The sequence below is a fragment of the Streptomyces sp. HUAS 31 genome (assembly GCF_028198125.1).
Classification (GTDB): Bacteria; Actinomycetota; Actinomycetes; order Streptomycetales; family Streptomycetaceae; genus Streptomyces; species Streptomyces chartreusis.
Window position 1 is genome coordinate 432,811 of sequence record NZ_CP116353.1, and the last position, 15,538, is coordinate 448,348.

The following is a 15,538-nucleotide window of genomic DNA, read 5'->3' on the forward strand; positions in this document are numbered from 1 at the left end:
GCGCGGGAGAGTCGTTCAGACACGGACCGCCGCCTTTCCGCCGAACAGCCCGGTGGGCCGAATCAGGAGCACCAGCACCATCACCGCGTAGGGCGCGACGTCGCCGAACCCCTCGCCCAGGACGTGCAGGTCGGACTGGTAGCCGGCGACGAGTGCCTCGGTGAGTCCGATCAGCAGGCTGCCCGCGAGGGCACCGGGCGGTGACGCCATCCCGCCGAGGATGGCCGCCGGGAACGCCTTCAGCGCGATCTGCCCTGTCGTGCGTTCCAGGCCGGGCGCGGGGAACGCGGCGAGGAACACCGCCGCCAGCGCGGCCAGCGCTCCGGCCAGGCACCAGGCGAGGGTGCGCACCCGCACCAGCCGTACGCCCATCAGGGCGGCCGCTTCCACGTCCTCGGCCGAGGCGCGCAGCGACAGGCCCCAGTTCGTGTACCGGAACAGGGCGAAGACTGCGGCGATGACGACGGTGGACACCACGATCGCCGCGATCCGGCTGTCGGCGACGGTCACCGGGCCGAGACCGCTCACCGAGTCGCCCCAGGGGTCGCCGAGCGAGAGCAGGTCACCGCCGATGCGCCGCGACAGGTCGGTGAGGATGACGATGTCGACGCCGATGGTGACGATGGTCTGCACATGGGCGGCGTGCGGGTCGGCTCCCCCGCCGGCCTGGAGCAGGAAGCGGTCCATGGCGCCGGCCACGGCCGCGGTCACCAGGACGGACACGGCGAGCGCTCCGGCGAAGCCCAGGTCGTCGTGGAATACAGCGGTGACGTAGCCGCCGAGCAGCAGCAGCGAGCCGTGCGCGAAGTTCATGACGCCGGACGCCTTGAAGATGATGACGAAGCCGAGGGCGACGAGGGCGTAGACCGCGCCGAGGGCGAGTCCGTTGAAGACGTTGTCCAGGAAGGTGGTCATGCCGCGTCCTCCTCTTCGGCGCCGGTGCCGAGGTAGGCGCGCAGCACTTCCGGGTCGCGGCGCACCTCGTCCGGGGTGCCGTGCGCGATGGCGCGGCCGAAGTCGAGGACGGTGACCTCGTCGGCGAGCCGCATCACGAGGCCCATGTCGTGCTCCACCAGCACCACGGACAGGCCGAGTTCGGCGCGAACGGCGTGCACGACCTCGACGGTGCGTGCGCGCTCGGCCGCGTTCATCCCGGCGACCGGCTCGTCCAGCAGCAGGACCCGGGGTTCCAGGCACAGGGCGCGGGCGAGCTCGACGCGCTTGCGGTCGCCGTAGGAGAGCAGGGCGACGGGGCTGTCGAAGTGCCGCGCCAGACCGGTGAGTTCGGCGATCTCGCGGGCGCGGGCGAGATGCTCGCGCTGCTCGCGCCGCACATGCGGCAGACGCAGCGCGCTGGCGGCGAACCCGGCCCGGGTCAGGGCGTGCCGGCCGAGCATCAGGTTGTCGGCGACCGTGCCCTGGGTGGTGACGATGTTCTGGAAGGTGCGGGCGACGCCGAGCGCTGCGATGCGGTGCGGGGCGAGCCGGGTCAGCTCTGCGTCCCCGAGGCGTACGGCGCCCGCGGCCGGGCGGCACAGCCCCGACAGCACGTTGAAGCAGGTGGACTTGCCCGCTCCGTTGGGTCCGATGAGCGCGTGGACGGTGCCCGGGACGACGGTGAAGGACACGGCGTCCAGGGCCGTGAGCCCGGCGAACCGGACGGTCACGTCCGTCACGGCGAGTTCGGGTGGTGCGGTGGTGCGGTCGGTCACGCGGCTCCCTGCCCCTCGGTAGTGCCGGTGGTCTCGGCGGTCTCGGTCGTGTCGGTCGTCTCGGTCGTCTCGGTCGTTTCTCCGAGGTACAGGCGTCGTACGGCGTCCGTGCGGGCGAGTTCGTCGGCGGGGCCGGAGAGCCGGACCTCGCCGACCTCCAGGACATGGGCGGTGTCGGCGAGGGACAGGGCCATGCCCGCGTTCTGCTCGACCAGGAGGACGGCGGTGCCCTGGGTGTTGATCTCGCGGATCACCTCGGCGATCCGGTAGACCATCTGCGGGGCGAGGCCGAGGGAGGGCTCGTCGAGCAGAAGCAGTCGAGGGGCGGCCATCAGGGCACGGCCGATGGCGAGCATCTGCTGCTCGCCGCCGGAGAGCAGTCCGGCGGCCTGCCCGGTGCGTTCGGCCAGGCGCGGGAAGAGCGCGAAGACCCGGTCCCGGGCCTCGGCGATCTGGGCGGGGCGGCGCCTGCCGAGGCCGAGGCCGCCGGAGCGGAGGTTCTCGTCGACCGTGAGGCCGGCGAAGACCCGGCGCCCCTCGGGGACTTGTACGACTCCGGCCCGCACGGCCGCGACCGGGTCGCGTCCGTCGAGTTCTGTGGCGCCGTAGCGGATACGGCCGGCCGTGATCGCGCCGCGATGCAGGCGCAGGGTGCCCGACACCGCCCGCAACAGGGTCGTCTTGCCCGCGCCGTTGGGGCCGAGCAGGGTGACGATCGCGCCGTGCGGGACGGTCAGGGACACGGAACGAAGGGCGGACAGGGCGCGGCCGTAGGTCACGTCGAGGCCCTCGACGTACAGGGCGGCCTCTTCGTCCGGTGGTGCTTCGGGCATCACGGCTCCTCGGGTCCGTGCCGTCGGGCACGGGGCTTCGGGGGAAGGGCAGCCCACGACAGCACGGGCGCGGGCGGGCGGTACAGGTGTTCGGGCGAGGACGCTGCGTGGTCCCAATGCGGGTGGGCCGGGGTTGTGCGGGTGCCCAGGGGTGGCTTGAAAAGCGCCGGTCGGAGGGCAGGGGGGCGGGCCGGGACGGCGGGGGCGGCGAGGGTGTCCGGGCATGGCGACTCAGCCCAACGGGGCCTCCTGGGAGGGCCGTTGGCGGCATACGAGGACATGCGGTTCCGTCGACCGGGCGACTGGGAGAGGGCCGCGGCGGTTACGCCGGCGCAGCCGTCACAGACTCACGGCGGGCAGCCGCCCCGAGTGGCCCTAGCCGCGCAGCAGTCGGCGTGCCGTCAGGGCGAGGCTGATCTGCACGACGTCCAACGGGCGAGCCAGGGAGCGGCCGGTGAGCTGCTCGCAGCGGCGGAGTCGGTTCAGGACGGTGTTGCGGTGGCAGTAGAGCCGCTCACCGGCCCGCTGGGCGGAGCCGTCGCAGACGAACCAGGCGGCAAGGGTGTCCAGCAGTACGTCCCGGTCGGCCGGCTCCAGGCGCAGCAGCGGGCCGAGGACCTGCTCGGTGAGGGTCGCGCCGAGTTCCGGGCAGGAGATCACGAGGGCTTCGGGCAAGTGCTCGGTGAGCCGGACCGTGCCGCCGTCGGGCGGGCAGATGCTCAGGGCGAGGTCGGCCAGGCGCCGGGCGTCGCCGACGGAGGCCAGCCCGGCCACGGCGCTGCCGACGCCGATCCGCCCCTCGCAGGTGCCGTCGGCAGTGAGCCCGAGCGCCGCCACGGGGTCCTGGTCGTCCTCCCCGTCGCCCTCGTCGCCGACCAGGACGATGCCGTAGTCCACTTCCACTCCGGAGTGCCAGTAGACGCTCGTGCCTGGTGGTACGGGAGTGGGGCGCACGCTCGTGGGGCCCTGGGGCCGGCCGCCGACGACCGCGACGACGACGTACCGGCCGTGCTCCGGCAGGCGCAGTCCCTCGGCGGTCTCGGGCAGGTCGGCGATCCGGCTGGCGCCGTCGAGGAGAGCGGTGGCGAGGAGCCGTACCCGGTTCTCGCGCCGCCAGGCAAGTTGCCGTTCGGCCTGCCGGTAGGCGTCCGCGACGAGGCTGCAGTGCTCGTCGACGAAGTTCCACACGTCGGTGGCGACGTGCACGAGGAGCCGGATGTCCTCGGGAGCCGAGCGGGAGGTCTCCTCCACCAGCCGCTGCCAGACGAGGGAGCCGCCGATCCTGAAGGCGTGCAGCAGGGCGTCCAGGGGCAACCCCTGCTCGGCCCGGGTGACGCCGATGCGCCAGGTGCAGCGGTGGGCGGCCTCGCGGGTGCCGCGCGGATCGAGCAGCGAGGTCACGCTGTGCCGCAGGGAGCGGTGCACCTCCTCCCAGGTGGCGGCGTGGTCGTTCTCCAGCGCGGTCCGGTACGCCGGTTCCTGCTCGCGCAGGACGGCCACGAGCCGGTCGGTCAGGTCCGGGAGGTCGTCGATGAGTACGCGGGCCGCCCGGTGCAGGGCACGCAGCGCGTCGGCGTCGATCAGCGACCGGATACGTCGTGTCCGCGGCTGCGGAACGGGCGTCGGCCCGGTGCGGTTCGTCGCGCGTGTGCGTACGGCTGGATGCATCGCGGTCCTCCCCCTACCTCGGCTTCCCGGCAGTGCCCCGACCCCGCCGGGCCGACGGCTCAGCGACGTCCGACGGCTCGGCGGAGTCCGACGAGGCGCGCTGCCCGTGCCGCGGCAGCCACCCGACTCGTCGTCCTGCCCCGAAGGATGGCATACCGTCCGGTCGGTCCCTAGGGGTGTGCAGCGGCATTCTTGGGCGCGGGGCGTCGAGGCCCCTCCCGTTCGCCTCGGACGAGCAGGGACTCGATGCCCGGGAAAGGGCAGTGGCTCAGCGGCCTTCCTGGTCGACGATGCGGGCCAGTTCGATGCGGGAGCGGACGCCGAGGGCGGCGAAGACGTTGCGCAGGTGGTAGTCGATCGTGCGGGTGCTCACGGCCAGTCGCCGGGCCACCTCGCGGTTGGTGGCACCCTCGGCGACATGCCGGGCGATGCGCAGCTGCTGCGGTGTGAGCAGCGACAGCCCACCGGCCGCCTCCCTCCCGGGCGCGGCTCCGTTGGCGCGCAGCTCGCCGCGCGTCTGCTCGGCCCAGGCGCCGGCACCGCAGCGTTCGAAGCCGACGAGGGCGGCGCCGAGCCGGGGCCGGGCCTCGCGCAGGCGGCGTCGCCGGCGCAGCCACCGGCCGTACAGGAGCTCCGTGCGGGCGCGCTCGAAGTCGCCGCCCGTCTCGTCGTGCAGGGCGAGGGCTCGCAGGTAGAAGTCGTCGGCGTCGTCCTCGGAGGAGAGCAGGGCGCGGCAGCGGGCGAGCTGGGCCGGGGCATGAGGGTCGGCGCCGAAGGCGGCCCACACGGCGAAGTCGTCGACGACCGTCCGCGCGCCCTCCGGGTGCCCGGCCAGTACCGCGGCCTCCACGAAGCAGGGCACGGCGAGCATCCACACGGCGAAGTGGCCGCGTCTGGGGCCGGGCCCTACGAGCGGACCGAGCCGGTCGGCGGCCTCCAAAGGACGTCCGCGCGCCAGGTCGGCGCGGGCGGTGGCCCACTCGGCCAGGGTCGCCGCCTGAGCGAGTCCGTGGCGGCGGGCGACGCTCAGGGCGGCCGAGGCGTGTCGCCCGACCGCGGCGGTGTCCCCCTCGATCGAGGCCGCGAGGGCGAGCATCGCGTGGTGGCTCGCCGCGGTGTTGCGGTGCCCTGCCGCCAGCGCGGCCCGCACGCCCTCCTCGGCGTGGGCACGGGCCTGCGCGTGGCGGCCGGCGCGCAGTTCGCCGTACGCCAGGTACTCCAGGGCCCGGGCCTCGAACGCCGCGCTGTCCGCGGTGCGGGCGGACGCGAGGGCGCGGGCCCCGGCGGCGCGGGCCGCTCCGACGTCCCCGAGGAGCAGCGCGGCCGACGCGGCACGCAGCAGGCGCTCCGGGCGATGGTCGGTGCGGGCCCGATCAAGCACGCGCCTCAGGGACCCGGCGGCGAGCTCCGGCCGACGGGCCAACAGCGCGCGCATGCCGTCGCGGTAGTCCCGCACGAACGCGTCCGTGGCCCACTCCCGGTCCGGCAGTCCGTCCCGGTGAGGGTGCACGGTGGGGTGGTCCGCGGTGTCCGGCGGCTGCGGGCGGTCAAGATCCCGTAGGGCTCCGCGGACGCCGCTCTGCTGACGGCCACCGGGGTCTCCGGGTGCGCCCGGTCCGCCACAGGCCCCGGCGTCCGTGCCGTCGAGCGTGCTCAGGCAAGCCGCGATGTCCCCCGCCGCCCAGGCGGCGTCCGTCGCGCCCAGGTGGGCCGCCTCTGCCCGCTCCGGGGCGTCGGCGGCCAACAGCGACGCGGCCAGCAGCAGGGACTCACGGGCGTCGCCCACCGGCCCGTCGAACAACTGCCTTCCACCGCGCGCGAGTTCGGCATGGCCACGGTCGGCGGCGGCCGATCGGGCGTTGTCCCGTCCGTTGCGGCTCCGTAAGCGGGGAGCCGTCCGCACACTGCTCCGGTCTCCGGTCATTCCCGGGACGCTACTTGCGCGTAACGAGGACCGGAAGGCTGACGTCCGCGAGGCCCGGCAGCCAAATCACCGGTGTCACCTGCGTGTTGTCACCGCGCGGTCGCGGGACGGCTTGTGCGGCTGCCCAGTCGACGCCTGCCGCGACCGTGCTGCCGCACAACGCCGCCGCACCGGCGGCGGACGTGTCGGGCACGTCCGCCGCCGGTGCCCCGAACGGGAGGGGCGCGGGGCTGTCAGGAGGTGTGCGGGCAGTTGCCCCGGTACTCCTCGATGGTCAGGCTCGGCCGGGGCAGCGGGCACAGGAACTGCTCGTAGCGGGTGTCGTTGTCGATGAACCGCTTGAGCCAGGAAATGCTGTACTTCGCGATCGTCGTGTTCGACGAGTTGGGCGTGAAGTGAGTCGCGGAGTTCAGCTCCAGGTAGCCACGGTCCAGCGAGGAGGACAGGCTGGAGTAGAAGGGTTCGGCGTGGGAGGCGACCGGGGCGACGGTGTCGCCGTCGGCTCCGAAGATCAGGGTCGGCGTGGTGACCTCGGGCCAGGTCTTGTCGAGGTTCCACGGGGTCAGCGGGATCGCCGCCTGGAGTGCCGGACGCGACTTCGCGGCCTCGAGGCTTCCGCCGCCGCCCATCGAGTGGCCCATGACACCGAGGCGGCTCGCGTCGATGCGGGAGCGGACCGAGCTGCGTTCGGTGAGGTGGTCCAGTGCGGCCAGCAGTTGGCGGCCGCGGGAGTCGGGCTGGTCGAGCGTGGTGAGCGTGTCGATGGTGAACACGACGAAGCCCTGCGAGGCCAGTCGCGGTCCCAGCCAGGCGATCGACGACTCGTAGGCCGTGTAGCCGGGCGAGATGGCCACGGCGCCGAAGGTGCCGTCGCTGGTGGATGTCGGGTAGTAGATCGTGCCGCCGCCGAATCCGCTGACGGACAGGGAGGAGACGGACGTCTGCGACACGGCGTACGGGCCGCGTGACGCCTCGATGCTGGAGGTGGTGGGGGCCGGGCCACGCTCGTAGGGGTTGTCCGCCGCGTGGGCCCCCGGGCTGGTCAGGGTTCCCAGGCCGACGACCGCGGCGAGCGCCGCGGCGGCGCCGACCAGTCGCCCGGTACGGCGCCGGGGGGAGCCGGAGGCGTGAGTGCGGGAGCCGGTGTGGGTGTTGGGTGGGGTGTGGAACTGCACGACGAGTCGTCCTCTCTGTCGCGGTAGGGCTGGCCGTGCCACTGTCAGGGCCCGGCCCTCACGAGCGGACCGGCAATGTCACCGGTCTTGTCCGCCGGCTCCGCGTTCGTTCCGACTGCGCTTCCGCGCCACCGTCGTACGCTGATCAAGGAGCCGACATGGCGCGGGCGGGCGAGCGAGGGGGACAACTGGTGGGTGTGGCAGGAGTGTTCGAGGTCCGGCCGGTCGCGGAGTTGCTCGTCGAGAACTCCTTACGGCATGGCGAGAAGCCCGCGTTCACCGATGACCGGCGGGCAGTGAGCTGGGCCGAACTGGAGCGCCGTACCGCCCGGTTGGCGACAGGGCTGTCGGTCGGCCGGGGGGCCCGAGTCGCGTTCTGCCTGGACAACAGCGTGGAGCTGGTCGAAGGGCTCCTCGCCGCCGTGCGTGCCGCGGCGATCGGCGTGCCGCTGAGTTCGCGCGGCACCGACTCCGAACTCACGGACCTGCTGACCGACTGCGATCCGGCGGTACTGGTCACCGACCGGCGGAACCTCCCGAGGATCGCCCGGCTGACGGCGGGCCGCTCGATCCGGCTGGTCGTGACCGGGGGCGGCGCGGACGAGGGCGGGAGCCCGCCGCCGGACACCACTTGGTTCGAGGATCTCGCCACCGGGCCTTCCTCCGCGCCGCCCGACGATCTCGGCCTGGACGAACCGGCCTGGCTGCTCTACACGTCCGGCACCTCGGGCACCTCCCGGGCCGCGGTGTCCAGCCAGCGCTCCGCGCTGTGGTCACCGGTCGCCTGCTACCTGCCAAGACTCGGTCTCTCGGCGACGGACCGGGTGCTGTGGCCGCTGCCGCTCTCGCACACCTACGCCCACTCGCTGTGCGTCCTGGGCACTACGGTGGCCGGCGCGAGCGCGCGGATCACCGCGGCACCGGAGCCGGCCGCACTGCTCCGGCTCGTCGAGGAGTACCAGCCGACCGTACTGGGCGGAGTGCCGCTCACCTACCGGCAGTTGCTCGACGCGGGCCTGGGCGCGGTCCCCTCGCTGCGGTTCTGTGTCACCGCCGGCGCGCCCAGCGAAGCGGAGTTGCGCGAGCAGGTCGAGACGCGGTTCGGCGCCCCGCTCCTCGACGGCTACGGCAGCACCGAGACCTGCGGCAAGATCGCCATGGAGGCACCGGCCGGCCATCGGACACCCGGCAGCAGCGGGACGCCGCTCCCCGGCACCGAAGTCCGCCTGATCGATCCGGAGACCGGACAGGACAGCGCCGACCGCGAGGGCGAGATCTGGGTACGCGGCCCCGGCGTCATGCTCGGCTACCACAACCGCCCCGAGGAGACCGCCGAAGCCCTGTGCGACGGCTGGTACCGCACCGGTGACCTGGGCCGGATCGCCGAGCACGGCTGTCTGACGGTGACCGGCCGGCTGAACGACCGGATCGTGCGCGGCGGCGAGAACGTCGACCCGGCCGAGGTCGAGCAGGTGCTGCGGGCCCTGCCGGGGGTGCGGGACGCTGCCGTGGTGGCGCGGGCGCATCCGTTGCTGGGTGAGGTTCCGGTGGCGTTCGTGGTCCCGGCGGAGCAGACGCTCGACCCGGCGGGGCTGGTGCGCGCGTGCGCCGCCGTGCTCTCCGCGCACAAGGTGCCCGACGAGGTCCTCTTCACGCCGGCCGTGCCGCGGACCGCCGCGGGCAAGCCGCGTCGGGCCCTGCTGCGCGAGGCGCTCGCCGGACATCCGGCCGAGCCGACGCTGGAAGGGCCGGCCGGCCGGACCCCGGGCGAGCGGCGGGCCGCGCTGACCGACCTGGTGCGCACGGAGACCGCGGCGATCCGCGGTACGTCCGCCGACCCCGGCACCGCGTTCGCCGACCTGGGCCTGACCTCCATGGACGCGATGACGCTGTGGCACCGGCTCAGTCTGCGCACCGGACTGCGGCTGCCCGCGACACTGGTCTGGGACCACCCCAACCCGGCCGCAGTCGCCGCCTACCTGGACACCCGGCTGCACGGCACGGACGTACGCACGGCCCCGGTTCCGCCGCGTGGTCCGGAGGCCGAGCCCGTGGCGATCGTCGCCGTCGGCTGCCGCTACCCGGGCGGTGTGGCCACGCCCGAGGACCTCTGGCGCGTGGCGGCCGACGGAGTGGACGCGACCGGCGACTTCCCCACCGACCGGGGCTGGGACCTCGCGTCCCTGCACCATCCCGACCCCGACCGGCTCGGCACGACGTACACCCGCCGTGGCGGGTTCCTCGACGACGTGGCGGACTTCGACCCGCTGTTCTTCGGAATGTCGCCGCGCGAGGCCCTCGCCACCGACCCGCAGCAGCGCCTGCTGCTGGAGGTCGCCTGGGAGACGCTGGAACGCGCGGGCATCCCGGCACCGACGCTGCGCGGTACGGACACGGGCGTGTTCGTCGGGCTGATGCACGTGGGCTACGGCAGCGGGGTCCCGGCGCACGAGCTGGAGTCGCACATCGGCATCGGCTCGTCCGGCAGCGTGGCGTCCGGCCGTATCTCCTACGTCCTGGGGTTGCGCGGCCCCGCCATGACCCTGGACACGGCCTGCTCGTCGTCGCTGGTCGCGATGGATCTGGCCGCCAAGTCGCTGCGGGCCGGGGAGTGCACGCTGGCGCTGGCCGGTGGAGTGACGGTGCTGTCGAGTCCGCAGCCGTTCATCGCGTTCAGCCGTCAGCGCGGCCTGTCGGCCGACGGCCGCTGCCGCTCGTTCGCGGCTGGAGCGGACGGCACAGCGTGGGCCGAAGGCGTCGGCCTGGTACTGCTGGAGAAGCTGTCGGACGCCCGGCGCAACGGGCATCCGGTGCTGGCCGTGCTGCGCGGCTCCGCCGTGAACTCGGACGGCGCGTCGAACGGCCTCACCGCCCCCAACGGCGAGGCACAGCGGGACCTCATCCAACTGGCCCTGGCCGACGCGGGATTGGATACGGCAGACATCGACGCGGTCGAGGGCCACGGCACGGGGACCGCGCTCGGCGACCCGGTCGAGGCCGGCGCCCTGCTGGCCACCTACGGGCAGGACCGCGCCCCGGACGACCCGGTGTGGCTCGGCTCCGTCAAGTCCAACCTCGGGCACACCCAGGCCGCGGCGGGGGTGGCGGGCGTGATCAAGATGATCGAGGCGATGCGACACGACGAACTGCCCGCCTCGCTGCACGCCGAGGAACCGTCACCGCATGTCGACTGGACCGCCGGTGCGGTACGCCTGCTCGACCGGGCCCGGCCATGGCCACGCCGCCCGGACGGCCCACGCCGCGCGGCGATCTCGTCCTTCGGCATCGGCGGAACGAACGCCCACGTGATCATCGAGGAGCCGTCGGCCGAAGAGGCCCCGCTCCACGACGTCGCCCGGACCGACGATTCCACAGCCGGACGGGGTGCGGCCACGCCCCGGCTCCCCATCACCCCCTGGCTGGTCAGCGGCAGCGACGAGGCCGGTCTGCGCGCCCACGCCGGCACCCTGGCCACGGCACTGGCCGAAGTGACCGACAGATCGACGGCGTTGGACGCCGGCTACTCACTGGCGACGACCAGGACGTCGCTGTCCCACCGGGCCGCCGTCCTGGCCACCGATGCCGAGGGCCTGCTCGCCGGACTGCGAGCCCTGGCCGACGGCGCCGATGCCAACGATGTCGACGGCCCGTCCGTGCTCCGCGGCACCGCACTCCCCCGCCCTAGGACGGCCCTGCTCTGCTCGGGTCAGGGCGCCCAGCGCTCCGGAATGGGCCGCGAACTACGCGCCGCCTTCCCCGTCTTCGACACGGCGTTCACCGCACTGTGCGAGGAGTTCACGCCGTACCTCGACCGCCCCCTGCTGGAGGTGATCGACGCTCCGGACGACACCCTTCTCCAGCGAACCGACTACACGCAGCCCGCGCTGTTCGCCTTCGCGGTATCCCTGCACACACTGCTCGCCGACTGGGGAGTGCGGCCGGACTACCTGGTCGGGCACTCGATCGGTGAGCTGGCCGCCGCGCATGTCGCGGGCGTGTTCTCGCGCGCCGACGCGGTGCGCCTGGTGGCGGCCCGAGGCCGGTTGATGGCCGCGCTGCCCTCCGACGGCGCGATGATCGCGGTGCGCGCACCACTGCCCGAAGTGACCGGCAAACTGGCCGAGTTGCCCGACGAGGTCTCGGCGTCGATCGCGGTCGCGTCGGTCAACGGACCGACATCGGTCGTGCTCTCCGGTGACGAGGACGCGGTGACCGCGCTCGCCGCCGCCATCGGGCGGCTCTCCCGCCGGCTCCGCGTGAGCCACGCGTTCCACTCGCCGCTGCTGGATCCGATGCTGGCCGAGTACCGTGCGGTCGCGGAGTCGGTGACCTACCACCCGCCGTCCGTTCCGGTGGTGTCCACGCTGACGGGGCGTCCCGAGCCGGACGCGCTCGCCGACCCCGGGCACTGGGTGCGGCAGGCGCGGGAGACGGTTCGATTCGCCGACGCGGTGGAGTGGTTGGCCGACGAGGGCGTCACGGCGTTCGTCGAGGCGGGCCCCGCCACCTCACTCTCGGTGGCGGCCGAGGAGTGCGTCGCGCCGGGCAGGGACGCGGTGTTCATGTCGTGCCCCGACCCGCGTACGGCGTTCGAGGCGCTCGCTTCGCTGCATGTGCACGGCGTGGCGGTGGACTGGCGGTCGGTGTACGCCGACAGCGGTGCACGTCGGCGCCCGCTGCCCACCTACCCCTTCCAGCGGCAGCGCTACTGGCTGAACGCCGTCCGGCACCGGACCCCGTCCGGCCACCCCCTCATGGGGCACGCCCAGCCCGACGCCGACGGGCCCGGGATCAGGCACACCGCCGTACTGTCCACCACCGAGCACCCCTGGCTCGCCGACCATGCGATCGGCGAGCGGGTGGTGGTGCCCGCGACGCTCTTCGCCGAGCTGGCGTGCCGGGCCACCGGCACCGCGGGGGCCGTACGGCTGGCGGAACTGGCCTTCCACGAGCCGCTGGTGCTCTCCGCGACGGACCGGGTGCGGGTGCAGGTGGTGGCAGGGGCACCGGACGAATCAGGCGGGCGACCGGTCACCGTGTGGGCCCGCGAGGCCGACGCAGTGGGAGGACCGTGGACCCGACACGCCACCGCGACGACCGCCCCGGCCGAGGCACCACCGGCCGAGACACCACCGGCCGAAGCACCCCTGGCCGAGGCACCGCTGAGCGAGGCACCACCGGCCGAGACACCGCCGGCCGAAGCACCCCTGGCCGAGGCACGGCAGACCGAGGCGCCCCTGGCCGAGACACGGTCGACCGAGGCACCGCCGGCCGATCCGCCCGGGGCCTGGCCGCCTCCGAACGCCGAGCGGCTCCCGGTGGACTACGCGCGTCTCGCGGCACACGGCCACCACTACGGCCCGGCCTTCCGCGCGGTGACCGCCCTGTGGCGACGGGACGGCGAGGTCTTCGCCGAACTGGCGCTGTCCCCCGCGGAAACGGCGACCGCGAGCTCGTACACCCTGCACCCCGCCCTGTTCGACGCGGCTCTGCACGCCGCGCTCCTGGCCGAGGAACCGGGCGACCGACCGCGTGAGCCCCGCGCCCCCCTCGCCTGTACCGGCGTGACGGTGTACGCCACGGGTGCGTCCGCCGCGCGTGCCGTCGTACGGCGGCTCGGCCCGGACGAGTTCCGGGTCACCCTGACCGACCCGGCCGGCCGTCCCCTCGCCGCGGTCGAGTCCCTGGTCACCCGCGCGATGCCCGCCTCGGTCACCACACCTGCCGAGACCTACCGCCTCACCTGGCGGCCCGCCGAGCCGACGCCCGACGCGAGCCCGGAGCACGAGCTGCTCGACGTGGCCCAACTGGCCGCCGCCCTGCCCGAGGACGCCACCCGGCCCGACCGTGTCCGCGAGCTTCTGGCGGCGGTGCTGGAGGCCGTACGCGACTGGACCGCCGACGCTCGACCGGGCCGTCTTCTGGTACTCACCCACAACGCCACCGGCGACGACCCGGACCTCGCCGAGGCTGCGGTCGCAGGGCTCGTGCGCAGTGCCCAGTCCGAGCACCCGGGCCGGATCGTGCTGGTCGACCGGCGCGGAGTCCCGGCCGCGCCCGAGGAACTGGAGAGGGCACTTCGTACCGGCGAACCCCAGGTCGCCCTGCGTCAGGGTCTCCCCCTGGCACCCCGTCTGATCCCCGCGGATCCGCCCACCGCGGAGCCACCAGCCCTGGACCCCGAGGGCACGGTGATCGTCACCGGCGGCACCGGCGCGCTCGGCGCGAGCCTCACCCGGTACCTGGTCGCCGAGCGCGGGGTGAGGCACCTGGTGCTGACCGGTCGTAGCGGCCGGGTTCCGGACTGGGCGGCCGACCTGCCCGCCAAGGTGCGGGTGGTGGCGTGCGATGTGAGCGACCGTGCGGCGGTCGACGCGTTGGTGGCGTCCTGCCTTCCTTCGCCGACCGCGGTGTTCCACCTCGCCGGGATCGTGGACGACGGCGTGGTGGACGGCATGACACCCGACCGGCTGGCGAAGGTGCTCGCGCCGAAGGCGGAAGGCGCCTGGCACCTGCACGAGGCGACGAAGGACCTCGGCCTGTCCGCCTTCGTGCTGTACTCGTCGGCGGCCGGCGTACTCGGCCGACCGGGCCAGTCGAACTACTCGGCTGCGAACGGCTTCCTGGACGCACTCGCGCGGCACCGAACCGCGCACGGACTGCCGACCCAGGCACTGGCCTGGGGCCCATGGACCACCGCCGACGACGAGGGAATGGCTGCCCGCGTCGCACCGGAACGTCTCAACGAGGGCGGTGTCCTGTCCATCACGGAGGCGGAAGGGGTCCGTCTCCTCGACAGGGCGATGCGGGTCCCGGAGCCGGTGCTCGTGCCGATCCCGCTGGACCTGGCGGCGGTAGCCGACTCAGCGGTGCCGGCTGTCCTGGCGGACCTGCTGCCGACGCCGACGACCAGGCCCCCGGGCGAAGCGGCGGAGCCGGTGGCAGCGGTGGCCCAGGCACCCGGCGCGTGGCGCGAGCGGCTCGCCTCGGTCGCCCCGCACGAACGCGAGACGGCCCTCGCCGAGCTGATCCGCATCGAGGTCGCGGCGGTCCTGGGCTTCCCGGACCCGGCCGCACTTCCCGCCGAACGCCCTTTCACGGAACTCGGCTTCGACTCCCTGACCGCCGTACAGGTCCGCAACCGGATCAGCGCGTTCACGCGCGTACGACTGGCTCCGACGGTGGTGCTGGAGTACCCGGCACCGTCCGAGCTGGCCGCGCACGTCCATGCCGCTCTGCTGGACGCCGGCGCGCTGCCGCCGGTGCGGGACGGATCCGCCCCGCCGGAGCAAGCCGAGGCCGACCCCGGCGACGCGGAGGCCGAGCCCAACGCCCCCGCACCTTCGTATCGCTTCAGCGCCGTCTACCACCAAGTGCTGCGCGAGAAGGGGCCATTGGAGGCGATGGCCTTGCGCTATCTCGCTTCCTACGCTCTTCCGACCATCCCCGACGGCGACCACGCCCACCACACGACTCCGGCTGTGCGGCTGGCTCAAGGCGACAGCGCGCCGATCGCCTACATCCCCGACTACCTCACCCCGCTCCACCGCATCCCCGCCGTTCTCGCCGAGCAGTTCAAGGGCGAACGCGACCTGTTCCTGCTGGAGCACCCGGGGTTCGGAACCGACCGGGCCGCCGTCCCGCACAGCATGGCCGCGCTGGTGCGAGCGCACGCTGAGGCCGTGCGCTCCCTGCCCACGGACCAGGCACCGGTCCTCGTCGGCTACTGCGCGGGCGGTGTGGTCGCTCACGCAGTGGCCCGGCACCTGGCACAGACAGGACACGCACCCGTCGGCGTGGTCCTGATCGACACCCACGCGGGCGTGCTGCGCCGCGACGACCCGCGCGGGCTGGCCCTGATGTCCGCGGGCACAACCCTTCCGGCCGACATCGTCGACGAGTTGGACGACGGCTTGCTGATCGCCGGAGGCGGCTACGCGCGCGTGCTGGAGAACTGGCAGCCCGAACCGTCGCCGGTCCCGACCCTGCTGCTCCGCGGCCGGCCCACCTCGCACATGCGCGAGGCGGACCCCGAACGGGACTGGCGGCCGCAGTGGCCCCTGCCGCACGACAGCGCGGACCTGCCGGGCGACCACTACTCCGTCCTCAACAGGGACGCCGACAGCACGGCGGCGGCGATCCGCACCTGGCTGACCAGGTGACGGGCACCGCCGTGCGCCGGTGACTCGGCGCGCCGACAACCACCGGACGACATGGCGACCACGT

At 73.9% G+C, this 15,538-nt stretch carries 6 protein-coding genes and 1 pseudogene; 1 reads left to right on the forward strand and 6 read right to left on the reverse strand.

Annotated elements, in window-relative coordinates; genetic code table 11:
• Positions 1-15: 15 nt before the first annotated feature.
• The 6 genes and pseudogenes from PGH47_RS01830 to bdeA form a co-directional block, all read right to left on the reverse strand.
• A complete protein-coding gene (locus PGH47_RS01830) occupies positions 16-915 on the reverse strand; it encodes a branched-chain amino acid ABC transporter permease (protein ID WP_271661887.1) in 900 nt (299 codons plus the stop codon).
• Positions 912-1,712 (reverse strand): ABC transporter ATP-binding protein, encoded by an 801-nt coding sequence (locus PGH47_RS01835; protein WP_271661888.1) that lies wholly within the window; start codon positions 1,710-1,712, stop codon positions 912-914. Before PGH47_RS01835 ends, PGH47_RS01830 begins: the two co-directional genes overlap by 4 nt.
• Complete coding sequence (locus PGH47_RS01840) at positions 1,709-2,545, reverse strand: ABC transporter ATP-binding protein (protein ID WP_271661889.1); 837 nt, start codon at positions 2,543-2,545, stop codon at positions 1,709-1,711. The genes PGH47_RS01835 and PGH47_RS01840 overlap by 4 nt, the downstream gene beginning before the upstream one ends.
• A gap of 375 nt (positions 2,546-2,920) precedes the next feature.
• Positions 2,921-4,213, reverse strand: coding sequence for a helix-turn-helix domain-containing protein (locus PGH47_RS01845; protein ID WP_271661890.1), 1,293 nt, complete (start codon positions 4,211-4,213; stop codon positions 2,921-2,923).
• A 268-nt stretch (positions 4,214-4,481) separates the two neighbouring features.
• Positions 4,482-6,053, reverse strand: a pseudogene (locus PGH47_RS01850) (LuxR C-terminal-related transcriptional regulator); the annotation flags it as partial.
• Between the two features lie 317 nt (positions 6,054-6,370).
• Positions 6,371-7,312: a bis(hydroxyethyl) terephthalate hydrolase gene (gene bdeA / locus PGH47_RS01855; protein WP_376053184.1), complete on the reverse strand. Its 942-nt coding sequence runs from the start codon at positions 7,310-7,312 to the stop codon at positions 6,371-6,373.
• Positions 7,313-7,470: 158 nt separating this feature from the next.
• Here bdeA and PGH47_RS01860 point away from each other — a divergent pair, with 158 nt between their 5' ends.
• Positions 7,471-15,474 carry a type I polyketide synthase gene (locus PGH47_RS01860; RefSeq protein WP_271661891.1) on the forward strand — a complete coding sequence of 2,668 codons (8,004 nt, stop codon included), beginning with the start codon at positions 7,471-7,473 and terminating at the stop codon, positions 15,472-15,474.
• Positions 15,475-15,538 lie beyond the last annotated feature (64 nt).

Coding starts and splice junctions, on each gene's coding strand:
- PGH47_RS01860 (WP_271661891.1), top strand. CDS start 7,471: ATGGCGCGGGCGGGCGAGCGAGGGGGACAACTGGTGGGTGTGGCAGGA.
- PGH47_RS01830 (WP_271661887.1), bottom strand. CDS start 915: ATGACCACCTTCCTGGACAACGTCTTCAACGGACTCGCCCTCGGCGCG.
- PGH47_RS01845 (WP_271661890.1), bottom strand. CDS start 4,213: ATGCATCCAGCCGTACGCACACGCGCGACGAACCGCACCGGGCCGACG.
- PGH47_RS01840 (WP_271661889.1), bottom strand. CDS start 2,545: ATGCCCGAAGCACCACCGGACGAAGAGGCCGCCCTGTACGTCGAGGGC.